Source organism: Micromonospora sp. CPCC 205554 (genome assembly GCF_036902745.1).
Lineage (GTDB): Bacteria > Actinomycetota > Actinomycetes > Mycobacteriales > Micromonosporaceae > Micromonospora > Micromonospora tulbaghiae.
In genome coordinates, this window is record NZ_JBAKHP010000034.1 from 1 (window position 1) to 18,455 (window position 18,455).

18 protein-coding genes, 1 pseudogene and 1 riboswitch are annotated in these 18,455 nt (G+C 67.6%); of the genes and pseudogenes, 5 read left to right on the forward strand and 14 right to left on the reverse strand.

The window, feature by feature from the left end; translation table 11 throughout:
- The 7 genes from V6U82_RS31640 to V6U82_RS27715 form a co-directional block, all read right to left on the reverse strand.
- A partial coding sequence (locus V6U82_RS31640; protein WP_442933455.1) for a serine dehydratase beta chain occupies positions 1–63 on the reverse strand: 63 nt, incomplete at its 3' end.
- 105 nt (positions 64–168) lie between these two features.
- Entirely contained in the window at positions 169–1,095 is a 927-nt protein-coding gene (locus tag V6U82_RS27690) for a proline dehydrogenase family protein (RefSeq protein ID WP_334466260.1), read from the reverse strand.
- 92 nt (positions 1,096–1,187) lie between these two features.
- Positions 1,188–2,456 (reverse strand): serine hydroxymethyltransferase, encoded by a 1,269-nt coding sequence (gene glyA, locus V6U82_RS27695; protein WP_334466261.1) that lies wholly within the window; start codon positions 2,454–2,456, stop codon positions 1,188–1,190.
- A gap of 6 nt (positions 2,457–2,462) precedes the next feature.
- Positions 2,463–2,840 (reverse strand): glycine cleavage system protein GcvH, encoded by a 378-nt coding sequence (gcvH, locus tag V6U82_RS27700; RefSeq protein ID WP_128138908.1) that lies wholly within the window; start codon positions 2,838–2,840, stop codon positions 2,463–2,465.
- Positions 2,841–2,871: 31 nt separating this feature from the next.
- Positions 2,872–3,999 (reverse strand): glycine cleavage system aminomethyltransferase GcvT, encoded by a 1,128-nt coding sequence (gene gcvT, locus V6U82_RS27705; protein WP_334466262.1) that lies wholly within the window; start codon positions 3,997–3,999, stop codon positions 2,872–2,874.
- 138 nt (positions 4,000–4,137) lie between these two features.
- Positions 4,138–4,227, reverse strand: a riboswitch (glycine riboswitch).
- A 105-nt stretch (positions 4,228–4,332) separates the two neighbouring features.
- Positions 4,333–5,295: a LysR substrate-binding domain-containing protein gene (locus tag V6U82_RS27710; RefSeq protein ID WP_135240905.1), complete on the reverse strand. Its 963-nt coding sequence runs from the start codon at positions 5,293–5,295 to the stop codon at positions 4,333–4,335.
- A gap of 108 nt (positions 5,296–5,403) precedes the next feature.
- A complete protein-coding gene (locus V6U82_RS27715; protein ID WP_334466264.1) occupies positions 5,404–7,869 on the reverse strand; it encodes a collagenase in 2,466 nt (821 codons plus the stop codon).
- A 389-nt stretch (positions 7,870–8,258) separates the two neighbouring features.
- Here V6U82_RS27715 and V6U82_RS27720 point away from each other — a divergent pair, with 389 nt between their 5' ends.
- Both V6U82_RS27720 and V6U82_RS27725 read left to right on the forward strand, forming a co-directional pair.
- Positions 8,259–8,996: a response regulator transcription factor gene (locus tag V6U82_RS27720; RefSeq protein ID WP_051611145.1), complete on the forward strand. Its 738-nt coding sequence runs from the start codon at positions 8,259–8,261 to the stop codon at positions 8,994–8,996.
- A gap of 125 nt (positions 8,997–9,121) precedes the next feature.
- Positions 9,122–10,080 (forward strand): annotated as a pseudogene (locus V6U82_RS27725) (acetamidase/formamidase family protein).
- 189 nt (positions 10,081–10,269) lie between these two features.
- On the opposite strand, the gene V6U82_RS27730 reads toward V6U82_RS27725, so the two are convergent.
- From V6U82_RS27730 to V6U82_RS27750, 5 genes are all read right to left on the reverse strand, one after another.
- On the reverse strand, positions 10,270–11,094 hold the full coding sequence (locus V6U82_RS27730) for a LysR family transcriptional regulator (RefSeq protein ID WP_334466270.1): 825 nt from the start codon (positions 11,092–11,094) through the stop codon (positions 10,270–10,272).
- A 164-nt stretch (positions 11,095–11,258) separates the two neighbouring features.
- Positions 11,259–11,711 carry a universal stress protein gene (locus tag V6U82_RS27735; RefSeq protein ID WP_128137554.1) on the reverse strand — a complete coding sequence of 151 codons (453 nt, stop codon included), beginning with the start codon at positions 11,709–11,711 and terminating at the stop codon, positions 11,259–11,261.
- Positions 11,708–13,210 carry a tripartite tricarboxylate transporter permease gene (locus V6U82_RS27740; RefSeq protein WP_013476179.1) on the reverse strand — a complete coding sequence of 501 codons (1,503 nt, stop codon included), beginning with the start codon at positions 13,208–13,210 and terminating at the stop codon, positions 11,708–11,710. Before V6U82_RS27740 ends, V6U82_RS27735 begins: the two co-directional genes overlap by 4 nt.
- The gene (locus tag V6U82_RS27745) at positions 13,211–13,840 is read right to left on the reverse strand and encodes a tripartite tricarboxylate transporter TctB family protein (protein ID WP_135240910.1); all 630 of its coding nucleotides are present in this window, start codon (positions 13,838–13,840) and stop codon (positions 13,211–13,213) included.
- Positions 13,837–14,817 (reverse strand): Bug family tripartite tricarboxylate transporter substrate binding protein, encoded by a 981-nt coding sequence (locus V6U82_RS27750; protein ID WP_334466277.1) that lies wholly within the window; start codon positions 14,815–14,817, stop codon positions 13,837–13,839. Before V6U82_RS27750 ends, V6U82_RS27745 begins: the two co-directional genes overlap by 4 nt.
- 168 nt (positions 14,818–14,985) lie before the next feature.
- Between V6U82_RS27750 and V6U82_RS27755 the strand changes: the two genes are divergently transcribed.
- Together V6U82_RS27755 and V6U82_RS27760 are read left to right on the forward strand one after the other, a co-directional pair.
- On the forward strand, positions 14,986–16,629 hold the full coding sequence (locus tag V6U82_RS27755) for a sensor histidine kinase (RefSeq protein ID WP_225319627.1): 1,644 nt from the start codon (positions 14,986–14,988) through the stop codon (positions 16,627–16,629).
- Positions 16,626–17,312 (forward strand): response regulator, encoded by a 687-nt coding sequence (locus tag V6U82_RS27760; protein ID WP_128138606.1) that lies wholly within the window; start codon positions 16,626–16,628, stop codon positions 17,310–17,312. The genes V6U82_RS27755 and V6U82_RS27760 overlap by 4 nt, the downstream gene beginning before the upstream one ends.
- A gap of 176 nt (positions 17,313–17,488) precedes the next feature.
- Here the strand turns inward: V6U82_RS27760 and V6U82_RS27765 are convergent, their stop codons facing one another.
- Together V6U82_RS27765 and V6U82_RS27770 are read right to left on the reverse strand one after the other, a co-directional pair.
- The gene (locus V6U82_RS27765) at positions 17,489–17,620 is read right to left on the reverse strand and encodes a hypothetical protein (protein ID WP_334466282.1); all 132 of its coding nucleotides are present in this window, start codon (positions 17,618–17,620) and stop codon (positions 17,489–17,491) included.
- Between the two features lie 65 nt (positions 17,621–17,685).
- A complete protein-coding gene (locus V6U82_RS27770) occupies positions 17,686–17,997 on the reverse strand; it encodes a hypothetical protein (RefSeq protein ID WP_051611147.1) in 312 nt (103 codons plus the stop codon).
- 209 nt (positions 17,998–18,206) lie between these two features.
- Here V6U82_RS27770 and V6U82_RS27775 point away from each other — a divergent pair, with 209 nt between their 5' ends.
- Positions 18,207–18,413 carry a hypothetical protein gene (locus V6U82_RS27775; RefSeq protein ID WP_334466285.1) on the forward strand — a complete coding sequence of 69 codons (207 nt, stop codon included), beginning with the start codon at positions 18,207–18,209 and terminating at the stop codon, positions 18,411–18,413.
- The last annotated feature ends 42 nt before the right edge of the window (positions 18,414–18,455 follow it).

Sequence of the window (18,455 nt, forward strand, 5' to 3'; positions counted from 1 at the left end):
CCCGACGGTGTGCGAGCTGGACGGCCCGATACCGACGCTGAAAAGATCGAAAACACTGATCATGGCGCAATGCTCCTGTCATCGCCACGGACGACGGTCTTCGGTTCCGCGTGACCGCCCATGGCTGCCTGGTCCGCGGCGAACGATGCCGGAAGCTCCGCGTCGCGCTCAGTCGGCGGCGCCCGGCTTGAAGGATCGAGCCAGGAGGAGCAGGTTCGCGGGCTTCTCGGCAAGCCTGCGGGTGAAATACGCGTACCAGTCCTGTCCATACGGCAGATAAACCCGTACGCGGTACCCCTCCCCCGCAAGCCGCGTCTGCTCGTTCGCGCGGATGCCGTACAGCATCTGGACCTCGAAGTCGGTGGTGCTCCGGCCACCGGCGCGGGCGAGTCCGATGGCGCTGTCGATCAGGCGGGGGTCGTGGGTCGCCACCATGGGATAGCCCTGGCCCTGCATCAGGATCCGCAGGCACCTGTCGAATGCCTCGTCGATCTGACGCCGTCGCGTAAAGGCCACCGACGCCGGCTCCGCGTAGGCTCCCTTGACCAGGCGCACCCGGCTCCCTGCGTACGCGAGGCGCTGGCAGTCCGCCGGGGTACGGTGCAGGCACGCCTGCAGCGCCACGCCCACCCAGGGAAATTCGGTACGCAGTTCGTCCAGTACGGCCAGCGTCAGGTCAACCGTGGTGTGATCCTCCATGTCGAGGGTCACCGTGGCGTCGGCGGCAGCCGCAGCGGCACAGATGTCGCGTGTCAGCCGATAGGCGTGTCGGCGACCGTTGTGGGGCAGCGCGCTACCGAGCGCCGACAGTTTCACCGACACCTCGGCCATACCGGGCATCCGCGTCGCGGAGAGCAGGCTGAGATACGCGTCGCGTACAGCGGCAGCCTGCTCGACTGTCGTCGTTCCTTCGCCGAGATGGTCGATCGTCACCCGCATCCCGGAATCGACGATGCGCCGCGCTACTGCGATCGCCTCGTCGTTGACCTCGCCGGCAACGAATCGTTGCACCACGCCCCGGGTCAGGGGGGATCCGGCCACGATTCTCCGGAGTCGGTGACTGCCGGCCGCCATCAGCAACAGCTTGTTCGGCAATTGGGGTCCTTTCTCGGGGCTGTTGTCGCCCTCAGGAAGCAGAGCGTGACGAAGTGATCTACCACCCGCGGGAGCTCGGGTTCCCCGTACGGTCAGGAGGTGTGGCCGGGATGGAGGGGGTGCCGATCGACGAGGCGAGCCACCCGCGTGCGTAGCGACGTGTCAGCCTCCTTGCCAGTCAGAGCACCGGCGATGATGTCGGCCACCTCCATGAACTCCGCTTCGGAGAATCCTCGGGTGGCGAGACCGGAGGTGCCGATCCGTAGCCCGGAGGTCACCATCGGCGGGCGGGGGTCGAACGGCACGGCATTACGGTTGACGGTGATGCCGACGCCTTGCAGCAGCCGCTCCGCCTGCGCGCCATCGAGATCCGCGTGACTCAGGTCGACCAGCACCAGGTGCACGTCGGTGCCTCCGCTGACCACCCGGATGCCGGCCTTCGCGACCTCGGCGGCGCCGAGACGATCGGCAACGATCTTCGCGCCGGTCAGGGCGCGCCGCTGCTGATCCTGGAACTGCGGTTCTCCGGCGATCCGAAAGGCCACCGCCTTCGCGGCCACGACATGCGCCAGCGGACCGCCTTGCTGGCCTGGGAAGACCGCAGAGTCCAGCCTCCGCGCGAGATCGGTGTACGCGCTGAGGATGGTGCCGCCCCGGGGGCCGCCGAGGGTCTTGTGCGTGGTCAGGGTGACGACATGGGCGTGAGGCACCGGGTTGGGATGCAGACCGGCCGCGACCAACCCGGCGAAATGTGCCATGTCCACGAGCAGGTATGCATCCACCTGATCGGCGATCCGCCGGAACCGGGCGAAATCGAGCGTCCGAGGGTAGGCCGACCAGCCGGCGATGAGCAGCTTCGGCCGATGCTCGCGCGCCAGCTCTTCGACCTCGTCCATGTCGATCAGGTGGTTTTCGGCGCCTACGCGATAGCTCACGGCCCGGTACAGCCGCCCCGAGTAGTTGATGCGCATGCCATGGGTCAGATGACCGCCGTGAGCGAGGTCGAGCCCGAGGATGGTGTCACCCGGCTGGAGCAGAGCAGCCATCACGGCGGCGTTCGCCTGCGATCCGGAATGCGGCTGCACGTTCGCGTACGTGGCACCGAACAGCCGCTTGGCCCGGTCGATCGCCAGGCACTCGATGTCGTCGACATGCTCGCATCCGCTGTAGTAGCGCCGCCCCGGGTAGCCCTCCGCGTACTTGTTGGTGAGGGCCGATCCCTGCGCCTGAAGCACGGCTCGGGGCGCGAGATTCTCGGAGGCGATCATGCCCAAGGTCTCGTGTTGGCGGCGTAGCTCCCGGCCGATCGCCTCGGCGACGACGGGGTCGAGGTCGGCCAGATCATCGTCGAAGGCTGCCATCGGGGCCTACCGCGACTCGTTGGAGAAGGCGCGGTACTCGTCCGGCGACATCAGGGAAGGCACCTGCGCCAACCGGACCCGCAGAAGCCAGCCTTTGCCGTACGGATCGACGCCGATCAGGCCCGGATCGGCGATGACCGCCTCGTTGACGGCGACGACCTCTCCGCTGACCGGGAGGTACAGCTCCGCGACCGACTTCGTGGACTCGACCTCTCCACACACGTCACCGGCAGTCAGGTGGCTCCCCGGCTCGGGCAGTTGCACATAGATGACATCACCGAGCGCTTCGGCGGCGAAAGCGGTGATGCCTACTTCGGCCGGCTGAACCGAGTCGTTGACCCACTCGTGGTTGAGGCTGTACTTCAGGTGTTCCGGTACGTTCATGACGCTGAACCCTCGCAAGGAATGGCCGCGATCACCGCGGACGACGGTAGAACGGAAGAGGGACGATCTCGACGGGCTCGGTGGTCCCCCGGATCTGCACGGCCAGCCGGATGCTGTCGCCGGTGCCGGCACGGATGCCGGCCATCGCGATCGGTCGTTTGAATGTGGGTGACGGGGCGCCGCTTGTGATGAGGCCGACCGGATCAGCACCATGGCCGTCGTCGGTCAGCGTCACCACCTGCTGGCCCGCTCGGGGAATTCTCTGCCCGGACGCGACGAGGCCGACGAGCCGACGGGTGACGCCGCTCTTGTGGGCCTCGGCCAGCGCGGCTCGTCCGACGAAGTCGCCTGGTTTGACGAAGGACACCACCCGCCCCAGCCCGGCATCGAACGGGGTGACGTCACGGCCGATCTCTGCGCCGTACAACGGCATCCCAGCCTCGATGCGGAGGGTGTCGCGGCACGCCAGCCCCGTGGGCGTCAAGCCGTGACGCCGACCGGCCACAAGCGCTGCTTCCCACGTGCGGACCGCGTCTTCGGCGTGTACGAGCAGTTCGAAGCCGTCTTCGCCGGTGTAGCCGGTACGAGCCACGACGGCTGGCCGACCGTCGATGTCCAGTAGCGCTACGGTGTAGTAGCGGAGCCGGGTGAGTCCCGTACCGGTCAGGGCTTCCACGATGGGGGCGGCGCGCGGCCCCTGCACCGCGATGATCGCCCGCTCGTTCGTGCGGTCGGCGGCCCAGGCCGCGTAGTCCGCACAACGGGTCCTGATGGCCTCATGTACGACGCGTGTGTTGATGGCGTTGACGACCAGCAGGTACCGGTGCGATGCCAGACGATAGGCAACGAGGTCGTCCAGCACCCCGCCGGCGGCGTCGCAGAGCATGGTGTAGCGCGCGCCGCCGATCGGTACGGCGGACAGGTGCCCGACCAGAGCGTAGTCCAGTGCTGCCGGGGCCTCCGGCCCCGACACCTCGAGCTGACCCATGTGGCTGAGATCGAAGAGGCCGGCCTGTTCGCGTACGGCGCGGTGCTCAGCGAGCTCACTTCCGTAGCGAAGGGGCATCCGCCAGCCGCTGAAGTCGGTGAATCGAGCTCCGTGTCCTATGTGCGACGCATGCAGAGGTGAGCGGAGCAGAGCCGCAGGATCCTGGTGCACGGGGGCGCTCCTCGTCCCGACGCACGCGGCGTCGAACGGTCGGTTGCCTCCCGCTCTGTCATTGACCTGAGAGCTTCACCGCTGCGTCAGCGGCTTGCACCGTGGGTGAGACGACGGTCGTCTGCTTTCCAGAGTCACCTCGCCTGCACGGTAATGGGGCCTGAGAGTTTCTTGGGAGTTTGCTCCTTCGGCGCTCCGAATGAACGGAGTCTCTCCCGTGCAGGTTCGAATGGTGTCTATGTAGTTGTGGGCCATTCGCAGGTTAGATGACGGCACATACCGCGTCAACATCATCCTGCCCATAGCTGATGCCTATATATCGCCGTCGGATCGCTACGACGCTGCGGGATGGGCGTGGGGATTGGCCCGCCACCATCGGGCGAAGGCAGCGTTGTCGTTGACGTGATCCAGGTAGGCCCGGGTGATGGCCTGGAACAGGGTGCTGCTCTGTGCCGAGGTCAGCGCATCGCGCCGCCAGACGACCATCAGCCTGGCCAGCAACTGCGGCTCCCCGCGCAGCGGCAGCACCCGAGTCCCGGCGGCCGGGGCCCAGGTCGGGTCGACCAGCCGGACACCGTCTCCGGCGGCCACCAGTGGGTGCGCGGCGCCACTCGGCGCTTCGTACCGGATCTTCGGCTCGAAACCTGCAGCGCGGCAGGCCCGTCGCAGCGAGGCAAGTGAGCCGTCGTCCGGCCCCGGCGGGCACACCCACGATTCGTTTCTCAGGTCGGCCAGCCGCACCTGCTCGTGGTGGGACTGCGGGTGGGAGGCGGACATGGCGACGAAGATCGGGTAACGGGGGATCAGTGGCCGGCTGGTGAGCGTGGGACCGATCGGCATCTCGAAGCCCTCAAGGATGCCCAGCAACGCGGCATCCAACTGGCCCCGGGTGAGTGCCTCCACCAACAGGCGCGAGGACGGCTCGATCTGCAGCGCGATCTCCGGATCCGGGAACGCTTCCGCGACATGACGTACGATACTGCCCGCGCAGGCGATGTGGACGGTGCCGAGTCGGAGCAGGCCCGGATTGGGGTGCCGGTCGCCGAAGTCCTCGACGAGCGCGTCGACCTCGGCCAGCACGACGCGGGCGCGCTGGAGCACCTGCTTGCCGAGTTCGGTCGGTTGCATACCGGTACGGCTTCGGACGAACAGCGGCCCACCGACCGTCTTCTCGATCCGATGCACCTGGGCCGTCAGCGCGGGCTGCGACAGACCCAGGCGGGCGGCGGCGCCGGTCACGCTTCCGGCCTCGGCGATGGCACTGATCGCCCGCAGGTGGCGCACATCGATGCCCATGACCGAGATTATGCACGCGACCGCAGGCGGCGCGGTGGCCACAGGCCAGGCGGGCGCGCCGCCCGGCGACTCCCGCCGGGCGGCGCGCTCATACCCATCACATGGGGTTCAGTAGCGCGTGCTCACCGTGGCGCCGGAGCAGGCGGTCTTCCCGTAGAGGCTGATGTAGTGGTACCCGGCGGCCGGGCTGGGGATGGCCAGCGACTCGGTGTTGCCGGCCCCGGCGGAGGAGCGGGTGGCGTTGCTGGTGGTGGCCCAGCTCGACGGACTGTAGTAGAGATCGCAGTTGCCTGTGCCGCCGGCCGCGGCAATGGTGAGGGTGCTGACGCCGGCGGGCAGGTAGATGTACAGGTAGTCGTAGTTGCCCGCGGTCGCGGAGCGTCCGCTGCGCTGGCAGTTGCGGTCGAGGGTACGCGTGTCAGTGCCGCCGCATTCCGGCATGGTGGTGCCGCCGCCCGTCGTGACCGAGATGGTCTGGGACGATCTCGCGGTCGCTCCCTGGTTGTCGGTGACCGTCAGCGAGACGGTGTAGGTGCCGGCCGCAGCGTAGGTCTTGCTGGGGTTGACGGTCGACGAGGTGCTCCCGTCCCCGAAGGCCCACTGCCGTGAGGCGATGCTGCCGTCGGCGTCCGTGGACCGGTCGGTGAAGGTGGCGGTGAGCCCACTGGTCGCCACGGTGAACGAGGCGGACGGCGGCTGGTTGGTCGGGGGCGGCGTGGTGCCCCCGCCGCAATCCCCTGCCGCGCAGCGCGTCAGCCAGGCGTCGAAGTCGGCGTCGTAGCGCGAGCCGATGGTGCTGGTGAGGTACGTGCGGGCGGCGTTGAATGCCCCCGATCGGTAGTATCCGAGCACTGTCGTCATGTCCGGCCGATGGGACTGCATCATGTACCGCACGGCCAGGTAGCCCCAGTTGTAGATGCGCGTCTGGTCGTTGTTGTAGGTGGTGTCGAACAGCGTGCGCAGCGCATAGGTGTGGTTGCCCGCCTGGTTCTGGGCGCTGGTGTAGGTGACGTTCCGGTAGGAGTAGGAGACGTACTCGGCGAAGCCTTCGATCCACCAGATGGTAGGTGTGGTGATGTTGGCGCTGAAGTCGCCGTACATGTTGAACCGGCCATCGAGGTAGTGGGTGTACTCGTGGTTGAGGTTCCAGATCTGGAAGGCCGGCCGGACCCACTCGGCTTCGTAGGCGATGAACCTTGCCTGGTTGCTGGGGTCCGGCGGGTTGCCCTCCAGGTACATACCACCGTTGTTCGTATCGATGCCGTAGATGGCGCCCGCGTAGGTCTGGTAGTCGGTGCTCGAGTTGAAGACGACAACCTTGATGTCGGTGTTGACATCGCCTGCCACCGGCCCGCTGTCCCCGACCAGGCTGTGGAAGTAGGCGTCCTGGCCCTTCAGGCTGGTGCAGGACTGGCTCAGTTCAGCCGAGGTCATGTCCTGCGCGACGATCTTGATCGATGGGCTGCATGTGTAGTTGATCGTCAGGACAGAGCTGGTCAGCTGGGCGGAGAGGTTGCAGGTGGTGTAGTAGGAGCAGTTGGCGACGTCGTATGCCTGGGTCATCTCGGCGACGCCGACCCAGAGCGGCGCGGTCGGGCCGGTCATGTTGCTTCGCGAGAGAAGCGCCGACGCCATCGGCCGCGCGATGGGCTTGAGCGGGGCGTGCTGCAGGAATCGTCCGAGTTCCCGGCCCGCGTTCGACGTGAGGTAGCCGTTGTCGGTGCCGAGGAGGCCGGCGTGGGTGTTGGCGAAGTTGTACAGGTTGTCGAGCACGGTGCGGTCGCCCTGCACGGCGGAGACGAACGCGGGCACCTGGTGGCCTCGGAACAGCACCGTGTAGACGTTGTTGACCGCGTTGAGCATGTACCAGGACGAGGTGTACGACGAGTTGAAGCCGGTCAGGAGCCGGTTCACCACGAACAGGTATCGGGCGTTCTCCTGTGCGCTGTCGATGAGCGTCACCGCCTCCGCCAGGGTTTCACCGTTGGCGTCGGTCACGTCCCAGGCGCGTGCGTTCGCGAAGAAGGCGTCGAGCGCTGAGCGGATTGCGGTCTGCAGTGCCGGCCCGTACGTTCCGACGCTCGTGTCGTACCACTGCACGTAGTAGCCGGCCCGCAGGTAGAGAACGAGCTGGGGCATGCCGGTGGAGGGGTTACCCGGGTAGCCGGGCGAGCCGTCCCGCACGGCGTACGCGACGCTTGCCATCTGCGCCTCGCGGAAGGCGTTGTAGGCATCGCTGCCGGAGAGGCTGAACAGGCTGTTGATGCAGTCGACAGTGGATCCCTTGATCTGGCTGACCAGCGCCGATCCCGTTCGGCCGGTGAAGTCTGCGGGGCTGCAGGCGGCAGCGGCGGCGCGAGACCCGGCGTCCGACGGCCGAGCGCGTCGCTTCGCGGTTGCGGGGCGGTCGTAGTCGACGCGGGCGGCGTCCTTCGCGGCCGGCTGCGGCGGGCGCTTGTGTACGGGGAGCGCCTGCTCGCTCACATGGTCTACCCGGTCCTTGCCCCGAACAGTCGCATCGCCCGCTGCCGGCGGTGCCGCATCGGTCTTTCTGGCCTGCTGCCCGGGTGGCACGGGCCGCGCCGTGTTCGCGGCGGCCGGCGGCGCGATGACGCCGCAGGCGAGCGTCAGCGCGGTGAGCGCGCCGAACAGCTGACCTAGTCTTCGCCGCAATGGGTGTCCAGACATGCTCTCTCCTCATGGGCGAGGGTGTGATCCAGCAAAGGCGCTGACGCACTTCGATGGATGCTTGGGGGGTGGACGCTAGCCAGGCGGCTCCGGCGGCCACAACGAGTCCACAGCGGGTGGTCAGGGTGGCCCGCCTGGGCCTTACCGGAACCTGTGAGCGATGCGTCGAGGGTCGTCGGATCGATCAGGCGACGTGATGGACAGATGACATGAAAGCGGGCGGTCCGGTCGTGCGATCGTCCAGGTGTTCACGATTCAGACACCGGACGGCAACCATGGCGACCATCTTGCTCATCGACGAAGACCATCGCTATCGGCGCCTACTCGGCGATCAGTTGACGCGCTTCGGTCATCTGGTCACCGAGATCGCCCTCCATGAGAGCGGGCGGACGCTGTCCGACCTGACCTGCCACACCCACCGGAGGCCGGATGTCGTGATCGTAGACCCGGTCGTGCCGGCGGTGGACGGGCTGCTGCTGATGCGCCTGCTGTGTGTCGCGTCCCGCCGCCCGGTTCTGGCACACAGCATCAGGAGTATCGACGATGACGTCGTCCGCATGCTGCGCGCCGGCGCAGACGGATTCCTGCCGAAGCCGTGTCCACCCGCGGTGGTTGACGCCTCCGTCCGCGCTCTGCTGCGCCGGGTTCCGCCGGCACCGCCTCCGGCGCCGTCCGAGGTCGGCGCTCTTCGCATCGATGTGGCAGGTCGCAGCGTCTCAGTGGACGGACGACCCGTGGCGCTGACGCGTACCGAGTTCGAGCTTCTCGCCTATCTTGCGGAGCACCCCGGCCGGGTGGTGCCACGGTCGCAGCTACGGACGAGGATCCGCGCGGAGGGCCTGCCGTCGGCGGCGTCCCTCGACGTCCTGCTGTCCCGTCTGCGGCGCAAGCTGGGCGAGCGCTCGACAGGCACGAAATACCTGCACACCGCTCGGGGGCGGGGAGTCTCGTTGCGACCGGTTCCGGCGCGGGAGCAGATCACGCAGACATCCGGGAGCGATGCGGCGCGTTGATCGCCGATCGTTCTGGGCCGCGCCGCGGCGCACTTCATGGAGGACCGCGATGCGTTGCGGCAAGGGACGTGGTCCGGCGGGCCGTTACCAGACGAAGCAGCATGACGAGGGACGAGTGTGATGTCATGGGGAAGATCGGTCATCGGCCCGCCGAGCGACAACTCGCTTACACGTTCGGGGGTCGGATACCAGTCGCGCATCTGCGCTCCGGTGACGTGCTGGAGGTGTACACCGAGGACTGCTTCGGTGGCCGGCTTCGCAGTGTGTCCGACCTGTCGTCCTGGATGTTGGAGACGCCGCATCTGAATCCGGTCTCCGGACCCTTCCTGATCGAGGAGGCCGAGCCCGGTGACACACTCGCCATCCACATCGTCTCGATCGTTCCCGCGCGAGACTGGGGGTGTCGTCCACGCCTCCACACATCGGCGCGCTCGGATCCGGTGTGCGAGCGCTCGCGCTTGGCGCACCGGTCGAGGCGCGGGTCTGGTTCTATGAGATAGATCGTCGGGCTGGAACGGTCCGGTTCCAGCCGACGAGAACGGACCATGCGGTGGACCTGCCGCTGGAGCCGACTATCGGCACCATAGGCGTGTCTCCCGGGAGACTCGAGGCTCGGTCCACCATGGTGCCTGATTTCTACGGCGGGAAGCTCGACATCCCCGAGGCGCGTGCGGGCGCGACCCTGTACCTGGGTGTCAACGTTCACGGGGCGATGCTTGCGCTCGGTGACGGCTACGCTCGCCAGGGGCACGGCCAGGCCTGTCCGGCCGGTGTGGCGATCGCTACCGTCACCACTGTCGCCATTGAGGTGATCAAGGGATGGCAAATTAGTTGGCCACGGTTGGAGACCGACCTCGATCTCATGTCGATCGGCTGCGCCCGTCCTCTCGATGACGCCTATCGAATAGCTCACCAGGATCTGGTGAGCTGGGTCGGATCCTTGGCGGGGCTGGAGATGCTGGACGCTCATCAGCTCGTCTCGCAGGCAGGGCGGTCGGCCCTCGGCAACGTGCTCCCCCATCCTGCTACCGCCTACGACGACGCACACGATCGGCTCAAGCGGACCGCCGCCTCGGCGGGATAGCGGTCGTCGATCCCTCCACGCACCGGGGCGTGCTTGCTGGTCGATGAGAGTGCTGTTCGTCGTCGCGAGGCGCCGTCAGACAAGCTGATGGGTGCCTCGACCAGCGCGGCTGGAAAACGGGGCTCTCCATCGCGAACGTCGAGTAGGTGCCGAGGATAACCTCGAAGAGGCGGTCGGCCTGTTCGGCACTCATGCGACGGCGATGCCACCAGAGCGTGAGGTGCATGCGCAGCGGTTCCCCGGCGAGGGGAACGACTGCGACTCCCGGACCGCCATGGGAGGTCGGCTCCACCAGCTGAACGGCGCGTCCGGAGCCGACGAGCTGCCGCCCGCCGCCGCTGGGCACGTCGAACTGGATTCGCGGGGTGAAGCCTGCCTTGCGGGCCGCCTGCCAGAAGGCGGACAGGGAACCGTCCTCTCCGCCGGGCGGCCTGATCCATGCCTCTTCTTGAGCCCTTCCAGGGGGATCTCCCGAAGACCCGCCGCCCGGTGGGCGCTGGAGACAGCGACGTACACCGGGATTGCCGACGCGAGCACCCGCTCACCTAGTTCCTGCGGGAGTGGAATCTGATGGGACTCCGCAATCGCCAGCACCGCCACATCGAGGTCGCCGTGCACCAGTCGCTGGGCGAGCCTCAGGCTGGACGGCTCGACGCACATGGAGAAGGAGATATCCGGGAAGCTCGTCTCCAGACAATGGAACAGAGACGAGACGCACTCCATGTGCACCGATCCAAATCGGATCGTGCCCGCCGGGCCGGCGATATTTCCCCTCAACGCGTCCATTTCGGCGACCAATAGGCGGGCTCGTTGGAGGAACTGCTCTCCGAAGGTGGTGGATCGAGCGCCACCGCGCCCGCGCTGGAATATCTGATGACCGACCATCCGTTCGACACGCTGAAGCAGGGTCGTGACGGAGGGCTGCGAGATCCCCAGTCTGGATGCTGCTTTCGAGATGCTTCCGGTATCGGCGATCGCGCAAACGACTCTCAGATGCCGGATTTCCAGATCCATGCGTGCACCCTATCCATCCGGGTTCAGGCCGGGTAGTCGCTACTCCCAGGTCCTCGCGCGAGGGCATGTCGTCAAAAAAGCGTCGCAGTCTCGGTGGCAATGGCGGGCGGAAGCTTCGCGAGCATTCATGAACCGTCATTGGGCTCGGGGTGGTGACCCGGCGGCTACGGCTCACTGGGGAGAGGCCAGCGGGACGGCCCCGCTGCCCGAGATATCCGTCGTGGCGTCGCGGCCTTCACCGCGAGGACCGGGCAGGAGACCCGGAGCAGGATCTCCTGTGCGGTCGAGCCCAGGATCAGCTTGCCGATCGGGCTTCGATGCCGGATTCCGATGACTACCAACGACACGTCCTGCGCCTCGGCGAGATCGGCTATCTCCTCGGCGGCGTCCCGACCCTGCATGAGCTGCCTGATCGCGAACGGTACCCCGGACGCGTTCAGCTCGCGGGTCACCGCGTCCAGGTCGGGCTGCTGAGCGAAGCAGGGATCAACGTAGGCATCTCCCCGCGAGGTGTTCACCACGAGCACCGGCTCGTCGCGGAATCGCGCTTGTCCGATCGCGGCCTGCAGGGCTGCCATTCCCATCGGGGATGGAACGTATCCCACCAGAACGGTCACCCTGTCACCATCCTTGCACGCCGGCGGAGGACGAACCGCCGGACCAACGGCCAGAAGAGCACCACCAGCACGGTGGTGTAGATCAAACCCGACACCCAGCCACCCAGCAGCCCGTGCCACTCTCCACCGGACAGCTGCAACGCCCGGCGGCCCTGCAGTTCGGCGCGCGGAGCCAGAATCACCCCGACGATCAGCGGCAGGATCGGCAGCCCGAACCGGCGCAGGCCGAAGCCGAGCAGGCCGAGTACGAGCAGCAGGAAAAGGTCGAACGGCTGTGCGTTGACGGCGTACGCGCCCATAGACGCGAAGAAGAGGATGCCGGCGTAGAGATACGGTCGAGGAATCCGGAGCAGCCGCGCCCAGGCGGGCGCGAGCGGGAGATTCAGCACCAGCAACAGCAGGTTCCCGACGAAGAGGCTGGCGATGAGCGTCCAGACCAGACCCGACTCCCGCTCGAAGAGCAGCGGGCCGGGTTGGATGCCGTACTGCTCGAAGGCGGCCAGCATCACCGCGGCGGTGGCGTTGGTGGGCAGGCCGATGGCGAGCATCGGTACCAGCGTGCCGGCGGCGGACGCGTTGTTGGCCGCCTCGGGGCCGGCGACGCCTTCGATCGCTCCCCGGCCGAACTCGTCCCGGTGCTTGGACAACTTCTTCTCGGTGGCATACGACAGGAACGTGGGTATCTCAGCGCCGCCCGCGGGTAGCGCCCCGAACGGGAATCCGTAAGCGGTGCCGCGCAGCCAGGGCTTCCAGGACCGGCGCCAGTCGTCGCGGCCCATCCACGGCCGGCCGACCGGGATCACCTCGGCCGGACGGCGTCGGAGGTGCGCGGCGATCCAGAGCGCTTCGCCCACGGCGAAGATCCCGACAGCCACCACAACCACGTCGATGCCGTCTGCGAGCTGCGGCACGCCGAAGGTGAGCCGTTGTTGACCGGTCACCCTGTCGATCCCCACCACTCCGATGACCAGGCCGATCAGCAACGAGGCGAAACCGCGTACCCGGGAGGCGCCCAGCACCGAGGTGACGGCGACGAACGACAGCAGCATCAGGGCGAAGTAGTCCGGCGCGCCGAGGCTGACCGCGAACCGGACCACCGGCGGGGTGATGACCACCAGCAGCAGGGTGGCGATGGTTCCGGCGACGAACGACCCGATCGCGGCGGTGGCCAGCGCCTGCGCTGCCCGGCCGGCCTTGGCCATCTTGTTGCCCTCGATCGCGGTCACCACCGACGAGGACTCACCGGGAGTGTTGAGCAGGATCGACGTGGTCGATCCGCCGTACATTCCGCCGTAGAAGATGCCGGCGAACATGATGAAGGCCTGGGTGGGCTCCATGCCGTACGTCACAGGCAGCAGCAGCGCTACTGTCATCGCGGGGCCGATGCCTGGTAGTACACCGACCGCGGTGCCGATGGTGACACCGAGAAGCGCGATGAGCAGGTTCATCGGCGTCGCCACGTGGGCGAACCCGTCGAGAAGCGAATGGAGGTTCTGCATCTACAGGATTCCTCGCAGCACGCCGGCGGGCAGGTTGACGCCGAGCCCGATGGCGAATGTGTAGAACGTGATGAGCGAGAGCCCCACGGCGATCAGCAGGTTCCGGACGTGGCTGCGGCTGCCGAGCGCGAACGCCGTGCCCCAGAAGAGCAACGAGCCACTGATCACCCAGCCGAGCGGCTCGATCAACACTGCGTTGGTCAGGAACGCCGCGAGGAGAAGCAGGACGGTGCGCCAGTCGACAGGAGTGGCCAGGTCGACGTCCTCGCCGGCCTCGGGCTCGCCGACGCCGCCACGAGCCACATCGACGGCGTAGACCACCGCGACGGCCATGAGCAGCGTGCCGAGCAGGATCGGCACCGGTCGTGGGCCGAGCGGGTCGGTGCTGCTCACCGCCTGACCGATCTGGGTCGCGTCGACGACGACCATGATCCCGACCAGCGCCAGGAAGACGCAGACGACGTACTGTGCGCGGTCCGGCTTCGACGCATCCGCTGCGGAACGCGGCGCGTCGTCCGCTCGTGCCGCGTCCGACGGCTCAGGCGCGCGCTGGATCGGGATGTCAGACAACGCCGGGAACCGGGACGGCGAACCGCCGTCCCGATCCGATCGGCTCGGCCGGCCGGTCATGCCAGGCCGAGTTGCTTGAGCAGGTCAGCCACCGACCTGTCCTGCTGGGTGAGGAAGGCGGCGAACTGATCGCCCGTGACGAACGCGTCGGTCCAGCCCCGCTTGGTGAGTTCGGTCTTCCACTCGGCGGAGTCGTGCATCCTGGTCAACGCATCGATCCACAGCTTCTTGTCGGCGTCGCTGATGCCGGGCGGTGCGACGATGCCCCGCCAGTTGGTGAAGACGAGGTCGATACCTGCGGACTTCAGCGTCGGTACGTCCCGTAGCGCGTCGACCGGCGCTTCGCTGGTCACCGCGAGAACCCGGAGCTGCCCGGCCTCGACCTGATCGAGGAACTCCCCGAACCCACTTGCGCCGAAGGCCACCTTGCCTCCGAGCAGGGCTGGCAGCAGCTCGCCCCCGCCGTCGTACGAGATGTAGTTGACCTGTCGCGGGTCGATGCCGATGGTCTTGGCCAGTTGCATCGGCAGCAGGTGGTCGGGGCCTCCGGGGGACGAGCCGCCGCCGACAGCGAGGCCCTTCGGGTTGGCCTTCCAGGCCGTGACCAAGTCGTTGATCGTCCGGTACGGCGAGTTCTTCGGCACGACGACCGCGCCTGCTTCCTCGATCATTTTGGCCAGCGGGGTGGTATCAGTCAAAGTGGCCGACGACTTCGAGGTGTATGAGGCTCCGACCACTCCCAGCCCCATCTGCATCGCGAGCTTGCCGTTGCCCTTCTCGTTCACGATGCGCTGCAGTCCGACCGTGCCGCCTGCTCCGGGCAGGTTGAACACCTGCACGCCAGCGGCGATCTTGGCATCCTCCATCACCTTCGCCGCCGTGCGGGCCGTGGTGTCGTATCCGCCACCGGGGCTGTTCGGCACCATGATGCGTAGACCGGTAATCGGCTTGCCGTCGCCGCCGGCGCCCGCCTCGCCCTCTTCTGCCGTGGCGCCGCAGCCCACCAGGGCGACCGCCATGGTTGCGGAGACGCCCACGAGTAGCGCAATTCTTCTGGTTGCCATCATGTTTCTCTTCCGTTTCGATTCAGACCGGCGGCAAGATGATGACCCCGGCGCAGGCTCCCCGTCTGCCTTGTGTCACCAGCGGAAGTTGAGGTCTTTGTGGTCGCGGTCATGCCTCGGCGTCGTACGCTCGCCGGGCAGTTGCTCGCTCTCCAACTCGCGATCATCGTCGTGGTGCTCGCAGCGGTGGCGGCCGTGTCGCTGGCGCAGTCGGCGGCCACCTTCAACCGGGTCGAAGGCCGCCGTGTCGCTGCCCTCGGCGAACAACTCGCCGGGAACCCGCTGCTACGGGACCGCCTCGACCGGCCGGCGCCCGGGGAGACGATCGCGTCCCTGGTGCAGAACCTGCCGGTTCAGGCGAACGTGACCACCGTCAGCGTCGCCGATGACAGCGGACGGATAGTCACCTCCACCAACCCGACGCTGGTGGGCAGCCTCATGGTGCTCGGTGATCCGAGGGTCGCCGGCGGTCGGAGCTGGTTCGGTGAGCTGGCGGTGGGCGGGGCACGCGAGCTGGTGGCGCAGGTGCCGGTCCTGGGCGACCGCAAGAAGGAGAACCTCGGGCGGCATCTGGGCGTGGTGATGGTCGGCGAGGCACTTCCGTCCTGGTGGCAACGGCTGGTCGGCGCTTCGTCCTACCTCTTCACCTACCTCGGCATAGCCAGCGCCCTCGGAGTGCTCGGATCATGGCTGCTGGCCCGGCGCATCAAGCGGCAGACCCTCGGCCTCGAACCGCGGGAGATCGCCGGTCTGGCAGAGCACCGGGAAGCGCTGCTGCACGGCCTAGCCGAAGGGGTCATCGCGCTCGATCCGCAACACCGGGTCACGCTGGTCAACTCTGTCGGCCGCCGATTGCTCGACCTGCCCGAACATTGCCTCGGCCGCAGCCTGTCGGAGCTACGGATCGAGGGCCGGCTACGCGACGTACTCACGGGGGCGGGCAGCGCGCGGGAGACGCGGGACCAGGTCGTGGTGCGGGGCGGCCGGGTGCTCGTGATGAGCCGGATGAGGGTGAACAAGGACGGCCGGCGGCTCGGCTCGGTCACCACACTGCGGGACCGGACCGAGCTGGCCCGCCTGGAGCAGGAGATCGGTTCCTTTCGCAGTACCACTGAGTCGCTGCGCGCACAGACACACGAGTTCGCGAATCAGCTGCACACCATCTCCGGGCTGATCCAGATCGGTGAGCACGAGGAGGTGGTCCGGTATGTCGAGGCGCTCAGCCGGCATCGCGCCTCCCTGGACCTCGCGGTGACGAGCCGGATCCACGACACTGCGGTGGCAGCTCTGCTCACGGCCAAATCGGCGGTCGCCGCCGAGCGCCGCGTGGAACTGCGGATCTCTGAGCGGACCAGGTTGGGCCGGCTGGACATGGCGGTATCAGCCGATGTGGGTACGGTGTTGGGCAACCTCGTGGACAACGCCGTCGAAGCCGTCGCAGGAGGCCGGAATGTCTCCCCCGCGGACTCGGGCGCCTGCCCGGACATCAACGGCAGGCCGGGCGCCGGAAACCAGTGGGTAGAAGTCGAGTTGCGTCAGGATTCCGCATCGATCGAAATCGTCGTCCGCGACTCGGGGCCGGGGATCGCTCCCCGACTGGCGCAGGAAGTGTTCGCCCACGGTTTCACGACGAAAGCGGCAGAGGGCGGTGAACGGGGTATCGGCCTCGCGCTCACCCGCATGGTCTGTCACCGCCGCGGTGGTGAGGTCGCAGTGACGAACACCGAGGAGGGCGCGATGTTCACCGCGCGAATGTCGGTAGCCCCGCTGGAGGCAGGGCCGTGATCGACGTGCTGATCGTTGATGATGACTTCAGGGTGGCCCGGATCCATCGCGGTTTCGTCGAACGGCTCGAAGACTTCCGGGTCGTGGCAACCGCGAGCACCGGGGAAGAGGCAATCGCCGCGGTGGAGCAGTTGCGCCCAGACCTGGTGCTGCTCGACTTGTACCTTCCGGACATGTTCGGCCTCGACGTGGTCGCCAGGCTGCACACCGCCGGGCATGACTGCGATGTCCTCGTTATCAGCGCTGCCCGGGAGAGCGACAATGTACGCCGGGCGGTGCGGTACGGCGCGGTCAACTACCTTCTCAAACCATTCAGCTTCGAGGAACTGCGGGGCAGGCTCGAGCAGTATGCCGCGCGGCGCAGCACTCTCTCGAAGAGCATGGTCTGCGACCAGGGGGATATCGACCGGGCGCTCACGTCGAGCAGCCCGATCACCGGCTCGTCGGCTCTCCCCCGCGGCCTCAGCCCAGAGACTGCCGGACTGGTGGAGGGGATCCTCCGGAAGCAAGCGGGAACCCTCTCCGCCGCCGAGTGTGCGCATCAGATCGGCATCTCCCGAGTCAGTGCCCGCCGTTACCTCGAACACTTCGCCGTAGTCGGCCGGGCCGCAGTAACACTCAGGTACGGAAACACCGGACGGCCGGAACGCCGTTACCGCTGGACGGTCCGTTCTGGATCTTGAAAGGTCAACTCGTTCATTGCAACTCGGCCTGTCAGCGTGGTCGTCACCGTTAATCACCCCAGGCCCGGGTGATGGGGCGTTTCGATGAGGTGGGTTGTCCGCGCGGTGGGCGAGTGTGAGGCGGTACGGCGGCAGGCGGTTGGCGTGCTTCGCCGCCGGGGGGTCGGTTCCGGAGATCACGGCCGTGCTGCGACCCGCCTGTGGTGCAGCAGGGCGACCTCGGTCAGCTGGGCTCCGACGTCGGTGACCAGCAGGCTGCCGGCTGCTCCCGAGCCGATCGCGGCGGCGCGCACGGTGTCGATGGACACCAGGCGGGAGGGTGCGAGGACCGTCTCGACGACGCGGCGCATCACGGTCTGGTCGTGTTCGCCGGCTAGGACCGGGCGGCAGGCCGCGACGACACCGCCGGAGGCACCGGTTCGCTGAAGAGGCGGATCAAGTGGGACAGCAGGATCACGCAGCCGTCGGCGTCGACGATACAGCCGCGCCGGATCAGAGAACCGGCGGAGGTAGACGCGTCCCCGCACGGCGCGCTGATGGTGCCGCGGTGCGCCGCCCAGACGCCGATCGAGCTGCTGCCGAGGCCAATCGCGACCGCGGTCTGCGGGGCAGAGCGACACATACCGGCAGCGCGCTGGTCGGACGAGAGGACGTTCGCGGGCACGGTTACACCGATCACTTCCATTGATACAAGCGTTTACCGAATCCCATCGTCGCCGCTGAACAGCTCAGTGAAAGCGGTCGGATCCGGCGCAACTTCGTCGCGCTCGTTGCCGATGCCCGGCAACCGGCCCGCGGTCACTGGCTGCGGTGCGGGCCGGATGACCGAGACCTCGGTCGACCGCTTGAGTGCTGTCGTGGCCCTTCCTGTTCTGGACGGCTATGGTGGCCGACATGGATGACGGGCGCGGCTTCGGGGGCGTCGACCGGCGAGTTGCGGTGCCGACGTTGCTCGTCTGGGCTGTGCTGGTGTTGGTCGTGTCCACCGCCCGGGACATCGGGTTGTGCATCGTCTTCCGGCTGACCCGCCGTGCGGTCCCGGGCTGTGTACCGGCGTGGTCGGCGGACCGGGCCCCGCCGACGTGGACGCTCACCGCCTGAAGCCGCCCGTTGCGCGGCGTCGGACACGACGCTGCCCCTTGG

What these genes read in the sequence shown, in the direction of transcription:
- V6U82_RS27745 (WP_135240910.1), bottom strand. Translation starts at nt 13,840, where the DNA reads ATGACCGGCCGGCCGAGCCGATCGGATCGGGACGGCGGTTCGCCGTCC.
- V6U82_RS27770 (WP_051611147.1), bottom strand. Translation starts at nt 17,997, where the DNA reads ATGGAAGTGATCGGTGTAACCGTGCCCGCGAACGTCCTCTCGTCCGAC.
- V6U82_RS27775 (WP_334466285.1), top strand. Translation starts at nt 18,207, where the DNA reads ATGGATGACGGGCGCGGCTTCGGGGGCGTCGACCGGCGAGTTGCGGTG.
- gcvH (WP_128138908.1), bottom strand. Translation starts at nt 2,840, where the DNA reads ATGAACGTACCGGAACACCTGAAGTACAGCCTCAACCACGAGTGGGTC.
- glyA (WP_334466261.1), bottom strand. Translation starts at nt 2,456, where the DNA reads ATGGCAGCCTTCGACGATGATCTGGCCGACCTCGACCCCGTCGTCGCC.
- V6U82_RS27720 (WP_051611145.1), top strand. Translation starts at nt 8,259, where the DNA reads ATGGCGACCATCTTGCTCATCGACGAAGACCATCGCTATCGGCGCCTA.
- V6U82_RS27740 (WP_013476179.1), bottom strand. Translation starts at nt 13,210, where the DNA reads ATGCAGAACCTCCATTCGCTTCTCGACGGGTTCGCCCACGTGGCGACG.
- V6U82_RS27710 (WP_135240905.1), bottom strand. Translation starts at nt 5,295, where the DNA reads ATGGGCATCGATGTGCGCCACCTGCGGGCGATCAGTGCCATCGCCGAG.
- V6U82_RS27730 (WP_334466270.1), bottom strand. Translation starts at nt 11,094, where the DNA reads ATGGATCTGGAAATCCGGCATCTGAGAGTCGTTTGCGCGATCGCCGAT.